The organism is Pseudomonas sp. KBS0707 (genome assembly GCF_005937945.2).
Lineage (GTDB): Bacteria > Pseudomonadota > Gammaproteobacteria > Pseudomonadales > Pseudomonadaceae > Aquipseudomonas > Aquipseudomonas amygdali.
Window position 1 is genome coordinate 5,021,338 of the sequence record NZ_CP041754.1, and the last position, 18,234, is coordinate 5,039,571.

Annotated in this window: 17 protein-coding genes; 15 read left to right on the forward strand and 2 right to left on the reverse strand. The window is 58.0% G+C overall.

All coding sequences use genetic code 11. The features are described from left to right. Window positions 1-103: 103 nt before the first annotated feature. Window positions 104-562 (reverse strand): transposase, encoded by a 459-nt coding sequence (locus FFH21_RS23905; RefSeq protein WP_004666312.1) that lies wholly within the window; start codon window positions 560-562, stop codon window positions 104-106. A gap of 144 nt (window positions 563-706) precedes the next feature. On the opposite strand from FFH21_RS23905, the gene FFH21_RS23910 reads away from it, so the two are divergent. The 15 genes from FFH21_RS23910 (at window position 707) to ureC (ending at window position 17,782) form a co-directional block, all read left to right on the forward strand. After that, window positions 707-1,168, forward strand: a complete 462-nt coding sequence (locus FFH21_RS23910; RefSeq protein WP_002555389.1) for a copper chaperone PCu(A)C — start codon at window positions 707-709, stop codon at window positions 1,166-1,168. A gap of 13 nt (window positions 1,169-1,181) precedes the next feature. After that, window positions 1,182-1,616 (forward strand): DUF2946 domain-containing protein, encoded by a 435-nt coding sequence (locus tag FFH21_RS23915; RefSeq protein WP_019740582.1) that lies wholly within the window; start codon window positions 1,182-1,184, stop codon window positions 1,614-1,616. An 84-nt stretch (window positions 1,617-1,700) separates the two neighbouring features. After that, entirely contained in the window at window positions 1,701-3,074 is a 1,374-nt protein-coding gene (locus FFH21_RS23920; RefSeq protein ID WP_004666313.1) for a PepSY domain-containing protein, read from the forward strand. A gap of 247 nt (window positions 3,075-3,321) precedes the next feature. Then, a complete protein-coding gene (locus tag FFH21_RS23925; protein WP_011169571.1) occupies window positions 3,322-6,765 on the forward strand; it encodes a dermonecrotic toxin domain-containing protein in 3,444 nt (1,147 codons plus the stop codon). 250 nt (window positions 6,766-7,015) lie between these two features. Then, window positions 7,016-8,281, forward strand: coding sequence for an urea ABC transporter substrate-binding protein (urtA, locus tag FFH21_RS23930; RefSeq protein ID WP_011169572.1), 1,266 nt, complete (start codon window positions 7,016-7,018; stop codon window positions 8,279-8,281). A 243-nt stretch (window positions 8,282-8,524) separates the two neighbouring features. Further along, on the forward strand, window positions 8,525-10,114 hold the full coding sequence (gene urtB / locus FFH21_RS23935) for an urea ABC transporter permease subunit UrtB (RefSeq protein ID WP_011169573.1): 1,590 nt from the start codon (window positions 8,525-8,527) through the stop codon (window positions 10,112-10,114). Continuing rightward, a complete protein-coding gene (urtC, locus tag FFH21_RS23940) occupies window positions 10,114-11,193 on the forward strand; it encodes an urea ABC transporter permease subunit UrtC (RefSeq protein ID WP_004666316.1) in 1,080 nt (359 codons plus the stop codon). The genes urtB and urtC overlap by 1 nt, the downstream gene beginning before the upstream one ends. Beyond that, window positions 11,190-12,050, forward strand: coding sequence for an urea ABC transporter ATP-binding protein UrtD (urtD, locus tag FFH21_RS23945; protein ID WP_004655780.1), 861 nt, complete (start codon window positions 11,190-11,192; stop codon window positions 12,048-12,050). Before urtC ends, urtD begins: the two co-directional genes overlap by 4 nt. Window positions 12,051-12,146: 96 nt before the next feature. Next, window positions 12,147-12,845 carry an urea ABC transporter ATP-binding subunit UrtE gene (gene urtE / locus FFH21_RS23950; RefSeq protein WP_002555398.1) on the forward strand — a complete coding sequence of 233 codons (699 nt, stop codon included), beginning with the start codon at window positions 12,147-12,149 and terminating at the stop codon, window positions 12,843-12,845. A 52-nt stretch (window positions 12,846-12,897) separates the two neighbouring features. Continuing rightward, complete coding sequence (locus FFH21_RS23955; protein WP_011169574.1) at window positions 12,898-13,743, forward strand: urease accessory protein UreD; 846 nt, start codon at window positions 12,898-12,900, stop codon at window positions 13,741-13,743. A 302-nt stretch (window positions 13,744-14,045) separates the two neighbouring features. Then, window positions 14,046-14,348 (forward strand): urease subunit gamma, encoded by a 303-nt coding sequence (ureA, locus tag FFH21_RS23960; RefSeq protein WP_003317023.1) that lies wholly within the window; start codon window positions 14,046-14,048, stop codon window positions 14,346-14,348. A 10-nt stretch (window positions 14,349-14,358) separates the two neighbouring features. Next, window positions 14,359-14,901 (forward strand): GNAT family N-acetyltransferase, encoded by a 543-nt coding sequence (locus tag FFH21_RS23965; protein ID WP_011169575.1) that lies wholly within the window; start codon window positions 14,359-14,361, stop codon window positions 14,899-14,901. Window positions 14,902-14,911: 10 nt separating this feature from the next. Beyond that, window positions 14,912-15,445 carry a tabtoxinine-beta-lactam acetyltransferase Ttr gene (gene ttr / locus FFH21_RS23970; protein ID WP_002555402.1) on the forward strand — a complete coding sequence of 178 codons (534 nt, stop codon included), beginning with the start codon at window positions 14,912-14,914 and terminating at the stop codon, window positions 15,443-15,445. After that, window positions 15,442-15,750 (forward strand): urease subunit beta, encoded by a 309-nt coding sequence (locus FFH21_RS23975; RefSeq protein ID WP_004644206.1) that lies wholly within the window; start codon window positions 15,442-15,444, stop codon window positions 15,748-15,750. Before ttr ends, FFH21_RS23975 begins: the two co-directional genes overlap by 4 nt. Window positions 15,751-16,081: 331 nt before the next feature. Beyond that, entirely contained in the window at window positions 16,082-17,782 is a 1,701-nt protein-coding gene (gene ureC / locus FFH21_RS23980) for an urease subunit alpha (protein ID WP_002555404.1), read from the forward strand. A gap of 84 nt (window positions 17,783-17,866) precedes the next feature. Here ureC and FFH21_RS23985 read toward each other — a convergent pair whose 3' ends face one another. Further along, a complete protein-coding gene (locus tag FFH21_RS23985; RefSeq protein ID WP_011169576.1) occupies window positions 17,867-18,121 on the reverse strand; it encodes a hypothetical protein in 255 nt (84 codons plus the stop codon). Between the last annotated feature and the right edge of the window lie 113 nt (window positions 18,122-18,234).

Here is an 18,234-nt window from a genome sequence, read left to right on the forward strand (position 1 = left end):
TGGGAGTGAGCTTGCTCACGAAGAGGCCGGTACAGTCGCTGAAAATCAATTGATCCGTTAATCCGCCTTCGCGAGCAAGCTCGCTCCCACAGGGTCGTTATTTTCAAAGCCAAATTGCGTCCCACAAGGGATAATCACGCACGCTTTTGACCAAGCCGGCTCGAACAGGATTGGCAACAATATAACGGGCGAAATTTAAAAGGCTTTCTTCAGTGCGGATGCTTACGTCGTGAAATCCGCTTTGCCAAAAAGGTCCACGGCAGCCGCTGGCTCTGTTTATGGTGATCGCGCTTTTCGATTTGACGCGCTGTACAACTCTGGATAACGAGTGGCTATTCAACTGCAGCAGCCAGTGAATATGGTCCGGCATGACGACCCACGCTAATGAATCGGCCAGTTGCTGCTCCTGGACTTGCCGAAGCTCATCGACGAACAGACGCCCCATGCGCCAGTCAGAAAAAGCAGGTTTTCTCTGGAGTGTTTTCGCGGTGACCAGATAAATCTGGCCTGTACCGGAGATCCGTCCGATGCGCAAACGATGCGACTTTGCCCTCTCACTCATCCCATCACCTTATGGCTGCGTGCTTGGGAGCGACTCTACAAAGCGCGCACACTTAGCGTGTGCTTAAAGGTTTACCTGAGTGTTTCGTATGTCCAGTCGAGCTGCCCTTCACTCTTTTTCTAAAACCTCCGGAGAACCCCCTCAATGCTCAAAAACGCACTCCTGCTGGCCGCATTACTGCTGCCAGCCTGCTTTGCCCAGGCCCATGAGTACAAGGCTGGGCCGTTGCTGATTGGCCATCCCTGGTCAATGGAGCTGCCGCCCAATGCGCCGACGGTCGCGGCGTATTTCACTGTCGAGAACAAGGGCGACAGCGCAGATCGTCTGATCAGCGTCGACAGCCCCATCGCCGGGCAAGCGCAGTTGCATGAGCATATACACGCCGACGGGCTGATGAAGATGCAGCACGTTCAGGCGGTCGACATCCCGGCCGGTGCGAAGGTGAGTTTCGCGCCGATGGCCTGGCACGTGATGCTGCTGGACCTCAAAGACCGTTCGAAGCTGGTTACAGGCCAGCGCTTCCCGATGACCCTGCATTTTGAAAAGGCGGGAGATGTCGAGGTGCAGGTCGTGGTACAAAAGCAGGCTCCGGAACACCAGCACTGAGTCGTTTTACAAAGTGAGCACATTGCGCCGCGTTCGCGACAGATCAGCCACCCGTAACAAGCGGGGCGCATGGCTGAGCCTGTTCGCCATGTTGATGATCTTTATCGGTCCACTGGTTTCCCAGTCGATGCCGATGGATCATCACGCCGGCATGTCGATGTCCATGCCAGCCAGTATGGATATGTCGGCAGACAGCCACGCCCATCACGGCGGCGAGCATTCCATGCCTGCCGACGCGGGCATGAGCGATCACGCGCTGTGGGCAAAATGCGGCTATTGCACACTGTTGTTCAGTTGCCCGGCGCTGCCCCATGTGCTGGAACTGGTCGCAGCCCCGCCGCCAAGGCCGGGTGATTTCTTCGCCTCGCATCCCCTGCCGGGGCATGCACACAAGGCTATATTCCCCAATGCCCGAAGCCGGGCACCGCCAGCGCTCACCACGGCATAACCCGAAAAAAAGATTCTACGACGGCGCGCAGCTCAAGGCTGCGCGCCATTCGTGCTGTGTTATCCCTATTGGGGAGCGTTGAACGTGTCCAAACCTGATGTCTCTTTTTACAACCTTGCCTGGCGATGGCATTTCTATGCAGGGCTGTTCGTCGCGCCGTTCATGATCCTGTTATCGCTGACCGGCATCATTTACCTGTTCAAGCCGCAACTGGACAACCTGATGTACCACGACCTGCTCAGCGTGGCACCGGCCGAGCACCGCCTCACTGCCGACGAGCTGCAACAGCGGGTAAAGAGTGCTTACCCACAGGCAGCCATTGGCAAGTATTTCCCGCCGTTAAACGCCGAGGGCAGTGCGCAGTTTGTGATCAGCGAGCAGGGCCGCGAGGTGAATGTCTTCATTGACCCCTATCGCGGCGAGGTTCTTGGCACCCAGGACGCCAAAAAGAACCTGCAGGCGATTGCCCGCGCACTGCATGGCGAGCTGATGATCGGTACGCTGGGTGACCGGCTTGTCGAGCTGGCGGCTGGCTGGGGAATTGTGCTGGTGGTCTCCGGCCTTTATCTATGGTGGCCCCGAGGGCGCTCGGCCGCTGGCGTGTTCTGGCCACGCCTGACCGCCAAGGGGCGCGTGCTGTGGCGTGATCTGCATGCGGTGACCGGTTTCTGGGGTGCGTTTTTGCTGCTGTTCATGCTGTTGAGCGGCATGACCTGGACCGGGCTGTGGGGCAAACAATACGCTGCGGTATGGAACACCTTTCCGGCAGCCATGTGGACTGACGTGCCCAAGTCCGACAAGCAGGCTGGCGAGTTGAACAATGCCAGCGTGCAGACCGTGCCATGGGCCATGGAAAATACGCCGATGCCGGTTTCAACCGGCGAGCACGCCGAGCACATGGACCACATGCATATGTCCAGCGCACCGGCAGCGCCAACCGTGTCATTGCAGCGAGTTGTCGACATTGCACGCGCCAGAGAGATCGTACCGGGCTACAGCATCACTCAGCCTAAAACAGCTGATGGCGTGTTCACTGTGTCGGTGTTCGCCGACGACCCGCGCGATGACGCGACGCTGCATATCGATCAGTACACGGGCAAGGTGCTGGCCGACGTACGCTACGTTGATTACAGCGCAGTGTCCAAGGCCACCGAGCTGGGCGTGATGCTGCATGAAGGTAAATTTTTCGGCTGGATCAATCAGTTGCTGATCCTGCTGGTCTGCCTGATGGTACTGCTCAGCTCGGTCAGTGGGTTGGTGATCTGGTGGAAGCGCCGACCTCGAAGCGGGCTGGGCGTACCGCCATTGCGCCACGACCTGCCACGCTGGAAAACCGCGACGGTGGTCATGATTGCCCTGGGCGTCATATTCCCTCTGGTGGGTATTTCGATGCTGATTGTCTGGGTGCTTGATCGAATAGTGCTTTCACGCTTTGCCAAAACTGCGGCAAAAGCTTAGATTGCTCGCTGCGGGGCCTGAAACCATTGAGTGGCGTTGTGATGAATTCCTCCTCATACCCGGTTTCAGGTCCCGCCCTGCTTTGAACCTTCCATGCCCCCGAAACTTCCTACCGACCAGATCGCCAATGCTGCCTTCACCGACCTGCGCTGGCCGATAGCCGTGCGCCGTCAGCCCTGACTACATGAAATGAACCGCCCGGCTAATGCCTCAAGCGGATCATCCATCATGCAGGCGAATCGGCACCATGAACCTACCGCTCATAACATCAATACCACCTCCACAACGTTCACTTGCCAGCGACACGTATCCACCTGGTTTCAGCAAAGCAACCCAGGAGCTGGCCAGTACCCTGCTCTCCCCCCTCAAACCCGAGCTGGATGTGCAGACAACATGGCTGACCTACCTTGACAGCAAAGAAATACCGGACGAGGGAGCCAATATTCACAGTGTTCCGCTGATCCCCAGTCTGATCGAGCACTTCACCGGCCTTCTGAACTGGACCGACCATGATGTGCAAGGCCTTTACCCGACTCCGTCGTCCACTTCGCAAACACCAGCCATCCAACCGCTGGGCCGCGCAGCTATCGCGACTTTCTATACCCGGGTCAGCCAGCAACTGGAACAGTTCTATAGCCAGAAACTTGCGGACTACTGGAGCATTGCAACATCGGATGGCGAAACCAAGGGACACCAGTTTGTCGCCGAGCAGATCGAGTGCATGAAATCTGAATGCGCGGTGCAGATTGCCCTCGAAAAAATGACGACCGGGCACTACAGCCTGCTGTCGGCAGCATTGGCAGCCTGCGCCACTGGCCCCGACGGAAATACTGCCGAGCTGCAGCCACACAGCGTTTATGGACTTTCAGCAAGCGCTGGTGATAGCCCTCTGCTTTCGCTTTACGGGGCGTTTGTAATCGCAAGACGTCTTCGTGATGAACCTGTGCAGATCGATCAGGAGGAGCTTGAAGATGTGCTGCTGTTCACCCCGCATGACGGGCTGGAAGCATTTGCATCCTTGACACAAATGAACGAAGCCCTTGCTCGACGAGGGGCTGAACCTGATTACAGACGACGTCTGCTGGCTGATTCCGGGGCTGACCAACCAGTCCAGGCTGCACCTGACAGCAGCATCTTGCAGTGGCAATACACTTTGCTGGAAGGCAACTTTCTAAGCCTGTTGCATACACGCCAGATCACCAGACAGCAATCTATGTTCGCTCAGGCCGTACAGCTTGCCCGCACCCAACGAATGGATGCGGTTTGTTTCGAGCAATCGATAGTGCAACTACTGGGATCAGAAGTTTACTTCGACCACCATTGGCGCCTGGACCGGCTCGATAACGATCTGGTGGAAAGCCAGATGCCTGCATGGTGGAAAACCATGAAGCAGTCGCAGCGCATCGAATGGCATGAGCAGGCGCAGCGGTTTGGCCAATCGGTTGTGAATATTCGCAAAAACAGCAAGGACCACTTCGGTCAGCCGGATAACGACAGCCGCACTTACTTCACGCGCTATATCGACAAGCAGCTCGAGGACGTATTGAAACGAGCCTCAGTGGAGGTAGCAGCGCAGCACATTATTGTTTCACTGACCTATATAACCGGCACTGAAGTGCTGGATATTCCCGGCGCGCCTATGATGCCCGCAACCGAGACCGCGAAGACTTCGCTATGGCAGTTGGCACACACCCATGCCTACCGGGCCAAAGCTAAGGATGCATTGCTGATCCAGGCTATGGATAGTGAAGGCGCAGTCATCAGCAAACTGGACAAAACCACCGTCAAGGAATTGGTTACAACCATCGAGACCCCTCAGCACCTCAGCGAGTACCTCGACCTCAATCTGAAAACATCGGCGTATGCGCAACAACTCAAGCAGTCACGAAAAGTCATGCTGGAAGCTCAGATGAAGATGATGCTGCTGGAGATCGAACAACTGGCGTTTGCGCCAGCGGGTCGAGAGTGGATCAAAGCAGTGCTGGATTCGCCAGCACCGCAAGGGCGCCGAACCATCAAAGGTGAAGCCATCGAAGTCAGGTTTTTCACTGTCAATCAATTCAAGATGACCAATGTCATGCTGATCGCTCCCGCGGGGAAATTCGATAAGGGACCGCTTGTACTGTGCACACTGAATGCTTCCGACGGCATCGTTTTCCGCTGGTTCAACAGCATGTTTCATCTCACCACCACCTTTCTGGAAGAAGTCCCGTTTCAGCAGTACCTGCTTAAGCAAATACCGCTGTCCAGGCGTCTGGAGACGCTGCGTGCCATGCAGTACGAGAAAGAGGCAAAGCACTGGCGCCCGCCACAGGTACTTACTCAATTTTCGCTTATACCGATCCCTTCAAGGCTGCTGCATCCAGTCGTTTTTATCCGCCAGAGCAAAGATATTTACGAGGAAATTCACGAGACCAGGATCACTCAGTTGATCAGCGAAGCCAAGCGGCATATGAGCCAGGAAACCAATCAGGGGCAAGCCGGCCGAAGCTTCGATCTGATCGCCGGTATCGCAATTCTGTTTCTGCCTGAACCGATCATGATGCCTGTTGCGCTGGGCGTGGGCCTGTATAAAACCTGGAACGCCTTTTCGAAAATAGACGAAGGCGACCACGAAGGAGCCGCCGAGGAGTTTCTGAGCGCCATTGGCTATCTTGCCACTGCTCTCATTGGCCATGTGGCGCTAGCCCTTAAACCGGTAACGCATGCCTCAGGAGCAGCAAGAAGTCCGCACCTGATTCGCAGGGTGGGTCGCGATGAGCAGATGCAGATTGGCTATCTCCTGTCGCATTCCAAAGCCCCACGTTTTGCAGACTCTAAATTAATCGTCGCTATGGACCCTCACCGCTTCATTGCCATCGAGATAGAGGGCCAGACCTGCTTCATAAGCCGTCGTGCCAACATGTTCGGCCACTCGCGCCTTTATCGGCCGAACCCCATGGATGCAACGCAGTTGGTGCATGAGCAGGAATTTGCCTTGCGTACTACCAGCGGTGCCTGGAAAACCGTGGGAAAACAAATACCGCGGCTGAGTCAGCCAGCCATCCGCAATGCCCAAGCACAGCTGACCAGCCTGACAACTGCCTGGCCTGCGTCCCTGGAAGAAGCAAGCAGCGCTGAACGTTTGAAGTTCGAGGCCGATTACCTCGCCCTGAGTAAAGCGTCCAACGCAGAAAGCTTTTCGGAAATAGCAGCTTATACAGAGGGAGGTTCGGCAGCCATCAATCCTGTATTGCGAAACGGTATGCGCAACGCCACCACAAGCAGGTTTCTCCGCCAGTTCTACAAACTCAAGCCATGGCATGGCACTGCCTTTCGCTCCACGTATGTATCCAGCGAAGGAGTGGCATGTCTGGAACGCGAGATAGGTGCGGTGTTTACAGATAATGGCGTGCAGTCCGCATCGGTATCGCGAGCCAATGCCTCCAGATGGAGCCAGGATGGATTTGTGAGCAGTAACGCTAACTCGGAAAATCACCCGGTATTCTTTATCTTCGCGCCTAATGTGCCCAAGAAGAACATGTTTACCGGCTTTCTCGGTGATCACGTCGCCATCCCGCCTGGAACTCGCGTGCAACTGGGTGCGACAACACGGGTCAACGGCCAGCTGTTCGCCTGGTTCGATGCTCCCGAGCGACTCGTTGACCAGACCTACGATCTTTACACCGGAGCACAGGAGTTCTGGGTATGAGGCGCTTGGCCGTTTGAACACAACGGCAGTAGAGACAATGCTGGTATTTCATGGTCCGCACCATTGCAGCGCATAGCGCACGCCCTCTTCCTGCCCCCGTTCCAGGTTGGTGCGCATACCCTTTACTGCGCGACACATTCGTTCCATTTTGCGACGCGCTCAGGTTGGCCCAGACCTTGCTAACGGTTGAAAGAGCAACGTAATGCACCGCCGCAGACCTATCAAAAAAATGAACCAAGGGAGCTAGTCAATGAAGCGTCGCAGCCTGACCAAAGCCTTTACCCTGTCCGCATCGATCGCCGCCATGGGGTTGACCTGGACCGTTCAGGCTGCCGAAACCATCAAGGTCGGTATTCTGCATTCGTTGTCCGGGACCATGGCGATCTCCGAGACCTCGCTCAAAGACATGGCCTTGATGACCATTGACGAGATCAACGCCAAAGGCGGCGTCAACGGCAAGAAGCTCGAAGCAGTGGTTGTCGACCCGGCTTCCAACTGGCCACTGTTCGCCGAAAAAGGCCGCCAATTGCTGACCCAGGACAAGGTGGCGGTGGTCTTTGGTTGCTGGACATCGGTATCGCGCAAATCGGTGCTGCCGGTCTTTGAGGAACTCAACGGCTTGCTGTTCTACCCCGTGCAGTACGAAGGCGAAGAGATGTCGCCCAACGTGTTCTACACCGGTGCCGCGCCTAACCAACAGGCGATCCCTGCGGTCGAGTACGTAATGAGTGAAGAAGGCGGTTCGGCCAAGCGCTTCTTCCTGCTCGGCACCGACTATGTCTACCCACGTACCACCAACAAGATTCTGCGTGCATTCCTGCACTCCAAGGGTGTAGCGGATAAAGACATCGAAGAGGTCTACACCCCGTTCGGTCACTCCGACTATCAAACCATCGTGGCCAACATCAAGAAGTTCTCTGCAGGTGGCAAGACAGCGGTTATCTCCACCGTTAACGGCGACTCCAATGTGCCGTTCTACAAAGAACTGGCCAACCAGGGCCTGAAAGCCACCGACGTACCGGTTGTAGCGTTTTCGGTAGGCGAAGAAGAACTACGCGGCATCGACACCAAACCACTGGTAGGCCACCTCGCCGCCTGGAACTACTTCCAGTCGGTGGAAAACCCGGTCAACAAGAAGTTCGTCGCTGACTGGACTGCCTACGCCAAAAAGAAAAACCTGCCAGGCGCTGACAAAGCGGTGACCAACGACCCGATGGAAGCTACCTACGTCGGTATTCACATGTGGGCACAGGCAGTCGAGAAAGCCAAAACCACTGACGTGGACAAGGTACGCGAGGCAATGGCCGGACAAACCTTCGCAGCACCGTCGGGATTCACCCTGACCATGGACAAAACCAACCACCACTTGCACAAGCCGGTAATGATTGGCGAAGTGGAGGATAACGGTCAGTTCAACGTCGTCTGGCAAACCAAAGAGCCGATCCGCGCCCAGCCATGGAGCCCCTACATTCCTGGCAACGACAAAAAGCCTGATCATCCCGTGAAGAGCAACTGATGTGACGGGGCTGAGAGCACAACAACTCTCGCCCCTACGCTCCAGCGCTAGTCGTACGCACACGTTCGCTCGGCCTCAGGGTGGAAAGCATTTTTTTTAGGAGCGGACTTGTCCGCGAAGGCGGCTGTTCAAACGATACATCTTCAGTGAATGTAACGGCCCTTTCGTGAACAAGTTCACTCCCACGGCCTTCGGCCAGAATCAAGAGCAGACGGCGACACACTCAATCAAGGCCATATTGATATGCCTTCCTACTTCTACCGTTTCATCCTCGCTATCAGCCTGCTGCTGCCCCTTGCAGCTCAGGCCAGCGATGCCAGTGATTTTGTCGCAGCCAGTTCTGCACAACAGGCCGAGCTGCTGGAGGCCTGGGCAGCCAAGCCGACAGCGGAACGCGTTGAACTGCTTGAAGCTCTGCGCGATGGCCGTGTTGCCGCCGACAGCAGCAAGCGCGCCTGGATCGAAAACAACGATCAATACGTGCCGGTCGATGCACAAGCCCCTGCAGCAGCCGACGCCCCAACTCCTGACGAACCGCGCAAACTGCGCCTGAACAACAGGCTGCGTGGTCTGGTTGAAACAGCGCTGGCCAGCCACCAACTGCTGGCAGCCGATACGCAACTGCGTATGGCAGCAGCCCTGCAATTGCAAAAAAGCGCTCGCCCTGCACAACTGGAGCTACTGACCGAGCGTGTCGCCAGCGAAACCGATTCCAGCGTCAAAAGCGCGCTGGCCCTGGCGCTGGCCAACCTGCAAATGGTCGACTCCAGCCCGACAGTACGTCTGGCTGCCGTGCGACTGCTGGGTGAAACCGGTGACCCGCTGGCGCGTACCCGTCTTGAATCATTGCTGGCGCCCGGCGTGGAAACCGACGCTTCGGTACGCGTGGCGGCTGAAACCAGCCTGGCACAGGTGAAGCGCAAGCTGATGATCGGCGAAATCCTCGGTCAGGCGTTCAGCGGCATGTCGCTGGGCTCGATCCTGTTGCTGGCGGCGCTGGGTCTGGCGATCACCTTCGGCCTGCTGGGTGTGATCAACATGGCCCATGGCGAGATGCTGATGCTGGGCGCCTATTCAACCTATGTCGTGCAACTGATGCTGCAGCGCTATGCACCGGGGGCCATCGAGTACTACCCGCTGATCGCGCTGCCAGTGGCGTTCTTTGTCACCGCCGCGATCGGCATGGCTCTGGAACGTACGGTCATTCGTCACCTGTATGGCCGCCCGCTGGAAACTCTGCTCGCCACCTGGGGCATCAGCCTGATGCTGATTCAGGCCGTACGTCTGGCCTTTGGCGCGCAGAACGTTGAAGTCGCCAACCCGCAATGGCTGTCAGGCGGCATTCAGGTGTTGCCTAACCTGGTATTGCCTTACAACCGCATCGTGATCATCGCCTTCGCCCTGTTCGTGGTCGTGCTGACCTGGCTGCTGCTGAACAAGACCCGACTGGGCCTGAACGTGCGTGCTGTGACCCAGAACCGCAACATGGCTGCCTGCTGCGGTGTGCCGACCGGGCGCATCGACATGATGGCATTCGGTCTGGGCTCGGGCATTGCAGGTCTGGGCGGCGTCGCCCTGAGCCAGATCGGCAACGTCGGCCCCGACCTTGGCCAAAGCTACATCATCGACTCATTCCTGGTGGTGGTGCTCGGCGGTGTCGGGCAACTGGCCGGTGGCGTGATGGCGGCCTTCGGGCTGGGCATTGCCAACAAGATTCTCGAACCGCAAATCGGCGCTGTATTGGGCAAGGTCCTGATACTGGCGCTGATCATTCTGTTTATCCAGAAACGTCCGCAAGGCCTCTTCGCATTGAAAGGACGGGTGATCGACTGATGAGCCAGCCATTGATGGTAACTGCCGCACAAAAAGTCGGCCCCAAAGGCACGTTGACCGCAGGCATTGTGATACTGGCTGTGCTGCTGGCACTGCCGTTGCTGTCGTTGTTGCCTGCCGATAACAGCTTTCAAGTCTCGGCCTACACCTTGACCCTGGTGGGCAAAATCCTCTGCTACGCCATTGTCGCCCTGGCGCTGGATCTGGTCTGGGGCTACGCCGGGCTATTGTCGCTGGGCCACGGCCTGTTCTTCGCACTGGGCGGCTATGCCATGGGCATGTACCTGATGCGCCAGGCCGCAGGTGATGGTTTGCCTGCGTTCATGACGTTCCTGTCGTGGACCGAACTGCCGTGGTACTGGGCAGGCACCGACAATTTCCTCTGGGCGCTGTGTCTGGTGGTCCTCGCACCTGGGCTGCTGGCGCTGGTGTTCGGCTTCTTCGCCTTCCGCTCGCGGATCAAAGGCGTGTATTTCTCGATCATGACCCAGGCCCTGACGTTTGCCGGCATGCTGCTGTTCTTTCGCAACGAGACCGGCTTTGGCGGCAACAACGGGTTTACCAACTTTCGCAGCATTCTGGGTTTCAGCATCAGTTCCCAAGGAACCAGAGCAACGCTGTTCCTAGCGACAGTCTTATTGCTGATTGCCAGCCTGTACATCGGCTGGCGCCTGGCGCAGAGCAAGTTCGGCCGGGTTCTGACGGCGTTGCGTGATGCGGAAAACCGCCTGATGTTCTGCGGTTACGATCCGCGCGGCTTCAAGCTGTTTGTCTGGGTCTTGAGTGCCGTACTGTGCGGCCTGGCCGGGGCCCTGTATGTGCCGCAGGTCGGCATCATCAACCCCAGCGAAATGTCGCCGACCAACTCTATCGAAGCAGCAGTGTGGGTAGCATTGGGCGGCCGTGGCACGTTGATCGGCCCATTGCTGGGCGCGGGTCTTGTGAACGGCATGAAAAGCTGGTTCACCGTGGCTTTCCCGGAATACTGGCTGTTCTTTCTCGGCGCGCTGTTCATCATCGTCACGCTGTACCTGCCCAAAGGCGTGATCGGCTTGCTGAAGAAAAGGAGCGAGCAATGAAAACCACTCCTACCCCGTCGTTCATGCTTGAACCGGTTCTGGCACCCAACTCTGATGCAGGCACCAGCCGCGATGCGGTAGGCCTTGGCAAAAGCGCTGGCAAAGGGCTGAACACACGACACGGCACGATCCTGACGCTGGAAGACATCAGCGTCAGCTTCGACGGTTTCAAGGCACTGAACGATCTGAATCTGTACATCGGCGTGGGCGAGCTGCGCTGCATCATCGGCCCCAACGGCGCTGGCAAGACCACGCTGATGGACGTCATCACCGGCAAGACCCGCCCCAGCCACGGCAAGGCCTGGTTCGGCGAAACGCTGGACCTGACGCAGATGAGCGAAGTGCAGATTGCTCAGGCCGGAATTGGCCGAAAGTTCCAGAAGCCGACGGTGTTCGAAGCCTTGAGCGTGTTCGAGAACCTTGAACTGGCTCAAAAGACCGACAAATCGGTATGGGCCAGTTTGCGTGCGCGGTTGAGCGGCGAACAGCAGGACCGGATACGCGAAGTCCTGGAAACCATTCGCCTGACCACCTCCATGCACCGCCCGGCGGGCTTGCTGTCTCACGGCCAGAAGCAGTTTCTGGAGATCGGTATGCTGCTGGTTCAGGACCCGCAATTGCTGCTGCTCGACGAGCCGGTGGCGGGCATGACCGACGCCGAAACCGAATTCACCGCCGAGCTGTTCAAGGGCCTGGCCGGCAAACACTCACTGATGGTGGTCGAGCATGACATGGGCTTCGTCGGCTCGATTGCCGACCACGTCACCGTGCTGCACCAAGGCAGCGTATTGGCCGAAGGCTCGCTGAACGACGTGCAGGCCGACGAACGCGTAATCGAAGTGTATTTAGGGCGCTGACGCAACGAACTGATCGGCGCGCGGCACGGAAATACCTGTCCAGACGCCCCGCGTCCCAACATTACGATTACGCTGCAACCGACGAGAACATTCACCATGCTCCAGGTCGAAAAGCTTCATCAGTATTACGGTGGCAGCCACATTCTTCGCGGTCTGTCGTTTGATGTGAAGGTCGGTGAAGTCACCTGCCTGCTGGGCCGCAACGGCGTAGGCAAGACTACGCTGTTGCGTGTGCTGATGGGCTTGTTGCCGTCGAAGGAAGGCTCGGTGCAATGGGAAGGCAAGGCCATCACCCAGTTCAAGACGCATCAGCGGGTGCATGCCGGGATTGCTTATGTGCCGCAAGGCCGGGAAATATTCGGCCGGCTGACGGTCGAGGAAAACCTGTTGATGGGCCTGTCACGCTTTCCGGGCTCCGAAGCAAAGGAAGTGCCGGCATTTATCTACGAGCTGTTCCCGGTGCTGCTGCAGATGAAACATCGGCGTGGCGGCGATCTGTCCGGTGGTCAGCAGCAGCAATTGGCGATAGGCCGGGCACTGGCGAGTCGTCCACGCTTGCTGATTCTCGACGAGCCTACCGAAGGTATTCAGCCCTCGGTGATCAAGGAGATCGGCGCAGTGATCAAAAAACTGGCCGAGCGCGGCGACATGGCGATTCTGCTGGTCGAGCAGTTCTACGACTTCGCGGCGGAACTGGCCGATCAATACCTGGTGATGTCGCGAGGAGAAATCGTCCAGCAGGGCCGTGGCGAGAACATGGAGACCGAAGGGGTTCGCGGTCTGGTGACTATTTAATTAATGCGCCAATCCGTTATCGTGCTGCACTCGACAAGCCAATGAAGACACCATGAATCTGCCTGCCAACACCGCCCTTTTTACCCCCAGCTGGCATGCCGAGCTGGAATTGGGTTATGGCCGTTTCGATGACTGCACACGCCCGACCCAACGTCGCCACAAAGGGCCGCTGCGGGTGCAAAAGCATCTGTATGCCGAAGGACCGCAGGTGTGCCAGCACATCATCGTTCACCCACCGGGCGGTATCGCCGGGGGAGACCGGCTGGACATTTCAGCCACGGTCGGTGCCGATGCCTGGGCACAACTGACCAGCCCCGGCGCGGCGAAATGGTATCGCGCCGCCAGCCCGGCCTTTCAGCAACTGGAGCTGCATGTCCAGCCCGGCGCGACGCTGGAATGGCTGCCGCAGGAAACCATCGTTTTCAGCAATGCCCAGGCAGAACTTACCACCCGCATAGAACTGCACGGTGACGCGAAGCTATGCTACTGGGATGTAGTAGCACTGGGCCGTCCGGCCAGCGGCGAGCGTTTCGAGCAGGGACATTTTCAGTCGCATCTGGATATCCGCCGCGACGGCACATTGCTCTGGCACGAACGGCAACGCATTATCGGTGGCGACGGGCTGCTGGACTCGCCCATCGGCCTGGACGGCAAAACGGTATTCGCCACCCTGCTGCTGACCGGTGAAGTGAGCAGCGATCTGCTTGAGGCCTGTCGCTCGCTGTCGATGCCCAACCCGGTACGCGGTGATCTGACCCAATTGCCGGGCCTTGTAGTGGCTCGCTGCCTGGCAGACGAAGCATTGCACGCGCGAGCCTGGCTGATACAAATCTGGAAATACCTGCGCCCTGCCCTGCTGGGACGCCAGGCGGTAACGCCAAGAATCTGGAACACCTGATTGATGACTGGACGCTCTGCATTCCAGGCTACACCCTCGGCGCTGATACACTCAGCGTGATACATAAGTCCTGAAAAGCCCGAAAATCGGGGCTTTTAGCGCTTCTGCCCGCAGGGCGTGGGAGCGAACGTGTTCGCGAAGACAATGTTTTAGGCGCTGCATTTTCGGCGACTACACCGGCCCCTTCGCGAACAAGTTCGCTCCCACGGCCTTCGGCCAGAACCCAAAACAGACTTATACATAACGATGAGGGCTCAAGCCTGGGAACGATCAACCACCGAATTTGAACAAACGGAAACCCCATGGACCTGACACCACGCGAAAAAGACAAGCTGCTGATCTTCACCGCCGGACTGGTCGCCGAACGGCGTCTGGCACGCGGTGTGAAGCTCAATTACCCGGAAGCCATGGCCTACATCTCTGCGGCACTGCTCGAAGGTGCGCGTGACGGACAGACCGTCGCTGAGCTCATGCACTACGGCACGACCCTGCTGAGCCGCGATCAGGTCATGGAAGGTATCGCGGAAATGATCCCGGAGATTCAGGTGGAAGCCACCTTTCCGGACGGCACCAAACTCGTCACCGTGCATCAGCCGATTGCCTGAAGGAGTGATCATGCAGGACGTGATTCGCGATGCCCTGCCGGACGATCTGCCGGGCATTCTGGAGATCTACAACGACGCAGTGCTCAATACCACGGCTATCTGGAATGAACGACCGGTCGACTTGGCCAACCGCCAGGCCTGGTACGCAGCTCGCCAGAGTCAGGCGTATCCAATTCTGCTGGCCGTCGACCACGCAGGCGAGGTGCTGGGCTACTCATCGTTTAGCGACTGGCGCCCCTTCGAAGGGTTTCGCCATACGGTGGAGCATTCGGTCTATGTTCGCGCAGACCAGCGCGGCAAGGGGCTGGGGCCGCGCCTGATGGCATCGCTGATCGAACGAGCCAGAGACTGTGAGAAACACATGATGGTAGCCGCCATCGAAAGCGGCAACGCGGCCTCCATCGCCCTGCATGAACGCCTCGGCTTCAAGACTACCGGACAGATGCCGCAAGTCGGCACCAAATTCGGCCGCTGGCTGGACCTGACCTTCATGCAACTGGATTTGTCGCCCGGTGTTCCGGCACCCGCGTCACAATCACCCAAGCCCTTCTAGAGAGCACGCCATGAACCATGCACAACTGCGACGTGTTACCGCTGAAAGCTTCGCCCATTATCGCCATGGTCTGGCGCAGTTGCTGTTTGAAACGGTTCACGGCGGCGCATCGGTGGGGTTCATGGCTGATCTGGATATGCAGCAGGCGTACGCTTGGTGCGATGGCCTGAAGGCCGATATCGCCGCAGGCAGTCTGCTGCTGTGGGTGGTGGCCGAAGACGATAATGTGCTGGCCAGCGCGCAGTTGTCACTGTGCCAGAAGCCCAATGGCCTGAACCGCGCCGAAGTGCAGAAACTGATGGTGCTGCCCAGCGCCCGAGGTCGTGGTCTGGGCAGGCAACTGATGGACGAAGTCGAGCAGGTTGCAGTAAAACACAAACGCGGGCTGCTGCACCTGGACACCGAAGCGGGCTCGGTGGCTGAAGCGTTCTATAGCGCGCTGGCCTACACCCGCGTCGGCGAACTGCCAGGCTACTGCGCCACACCGGACGGTCGCCTTCATCCGACCGCCATTTATTTCAAAACCTTGGGGCAACCGACATGATCCCTGGTCAATACCAGATCCAGCCCGGCGATATCGAACTCAACGACGGACGCCGTACCCTCAGCCTGGCGGTTGCCAACAGTGGCGACCGGCCGATTCAGGTGGGCTCGCATTTCCACTTTTTCGAAACCAATGACGCACTGACCTTTGATCGCGCCGCCAGCCGCGGCATGCGCCTGAATATCCCGGCCGGCACCGCCGTGCGCTTCGAGCCGGGCCAGTCCCGTGAAGTCGAGCTGGTGGACCTGGCCGGATTGCGCAAGGTCTACGGCTTTGCCGGACGGGTAATGGGCGATCTGGATTGAAGCCTTTTTGAATACCGTTCCTACGCTCCGCGTTCATCGTTACATACAAGTCTGCTTTTGATTCTGGCCGAATGCCGTAGGAGCGAACTTGTTCGCGAAGAGGCCGGTACAGCCTCCAGAAACAGGGCGTTCGGACTAACGTCTTCGTGAGCAATGCGGATCGCCGCAACGGTCATGCCGGCATCCAATCGGGACGTGTGTATGACGATGGGCACTCGGCACGAGGATCAAAAGCTTTGACGACTAACGACTTGCAGCTCGCCGCTGGTCGCTTTGAAAAACTTACAGTTTGCGGCCTGCAGCTTGCCGCTCTGAATCCGAGGTACGAAAGATGAAGATAAGCCGACAAGCCTACGCAGACATGTTCGGCCCCACCGTCGGCGACAAGGTTCGCCTGGCCGACACCGAACTGTGGATCGAGGTCGAAAAGGACTTCACCACCTATGGCGAAGAAGTGAAGTTCGGCGGTGGCAAGGTCATCCGTGACGGCATGGGCCAAGGCCAGCTAATGGCCGCCGATGTGGTCGACACGCTGATCACCAACGCCCTGATCATCGACCATTGGGGCATCGTCAAGGCTGACGTCGGCATCAAGAATGGACGCATCGCAGCCATCGGCAAGGCCGGTAACCCGGACATCCAGCCAGACGTGACCATTGCGGTCGGCGCGGCCACCGAAGTCATTGCCGGTGAAGGCATGATCCTCACCGCTGGCGGCGTCGACACGCACATCCACTTCATCTGCCCACAACAGATCGAAGAAGCGCTGATGAGCGGCGTGACTACCATGATCGGCGGCGGCACCGGCCCTGCCACTGGCACTAACGCCACCACGGTCACGCCCGGTCCGTGGCACATGGCGCGCATGCTCCAGGCTTCGGATTCGTTTCCGATGAACATTGGCTTCACCGGCAAGGGCAACGTCAGCCTGCCCGGCCCGCTGATCGAGCAGGTCAAGGCGGGCGCTATCGGTCTGAAGCTGCACGAGGACTGGGGCACCACACCCGCAGCCATCGACAACTGCCTGAGCGTTGCCGATGAATACGACGTGCAGGTCGCGATTCACAGCGACACGCTGAATGAGTCAGGTTTCGTCGAAACCACCCTCGCCGCGTTCAAGAACCGCACCATCCACACCTACCACACTGAAGGTGCAGGTGGTGGCCACGCGCCGGATATCATCAAGGCCTGTGGTTCTCCGAACGTGCTGCCCAGCTCGACCAACCCGACCCGGCCTTTTACCCGTAACACCATCGACGAACACCTGGACATGCTCATGGTCTGCCACCACCTGGACCCGAGCATCGCCGAAGACGTGGCATTCGCGGAAAGCCGTATACGCCGGGAAACCATCGCCGCCGAGGACATTCTTCACGACCTGGGTGCCTTTTCGATGCTCAGTTCCGACAGCCAGGCCATGGGCCGGGTTGGTGAGGTGATCATGCGCACCTGGCAAACCGCCGACAAGATGAAGAAGCAGCGCGGCCCCCTGCCGCAGGACGGTCCCGGCAACGACAACTTCCGCGCCAAGCGCTACATCGCCAAATACACCATCAACCCGGCGATCACCCACGGCATCAGCCATGAAGTGGGCTCTATCGAAGTCGGCAAGTGGGCGGACCTGGTGTTGTGGCGTCCGGCATTCTTCGGCGTCAAACCGACCCTGATCCTCAAGGGCGGCGCCATTGCCGCCAGCCTGATGGGCGACGCCAACGCTTCGATCCCGACACCGCAACCGGTTCACTACCGCCCCATGTTTGCCAGCTACGGCAGCTCGCTGCATGCCACCAGCCTGACCTTTATCAGCCAGGCGGCATTCGACGCAGGCGTACCGGAGTCACTGGGCCTGAAGAAGCAGATCGGCGTAGTCAAAGGCTGTCGCACCGTGCAGAAGAAAGACCTGATCCACAACGACTACCTGCCGGACATCGAAGTTGACCCACAGACCTATCAGGTCAAGGCCGACGGCGTGTTGCTATGGTGCGAACCGGCCGATGTGCTGCCGATGGCACAACGGTATTTTCTGTTCTAGCAAAGCGCTCGAAAGTGGGGGCTCTTGTTGAGCCCCTGCTGCTCGACGTACAAACTGGATTGACGTACAAACTGGATTAAAGCCCTAAGGCTCAAGAAGCTCCAGGAATGTCTCTTTAGAGTTCAGTATCTGCAACGACTGCAGCGAGTCGTTGATGGCGTCGAGCATGCCCAGATCCTGTTCAGTCGGTTTACCCTGCAACACCCGATGCAGAGCAAGAAAAACGCTGAGTTTGCCTCCCGACATATAGTCCCGTTTGCTTACTTTTGCATCTGCCAGTATCTCCCCCGCCAGCGCGATCTGCTCTTCGACGAACGCTGCAAACTCTGTCTTCAACATGGTCATTATCCAAATGTTAGTCAGACTACCAAGCTACTGCTGACCACAATCAGCGTCTACTGACAGAAATGACAGTAAACGCCCTGTTTGTCGTGTCATGTAAAAGCGATAAT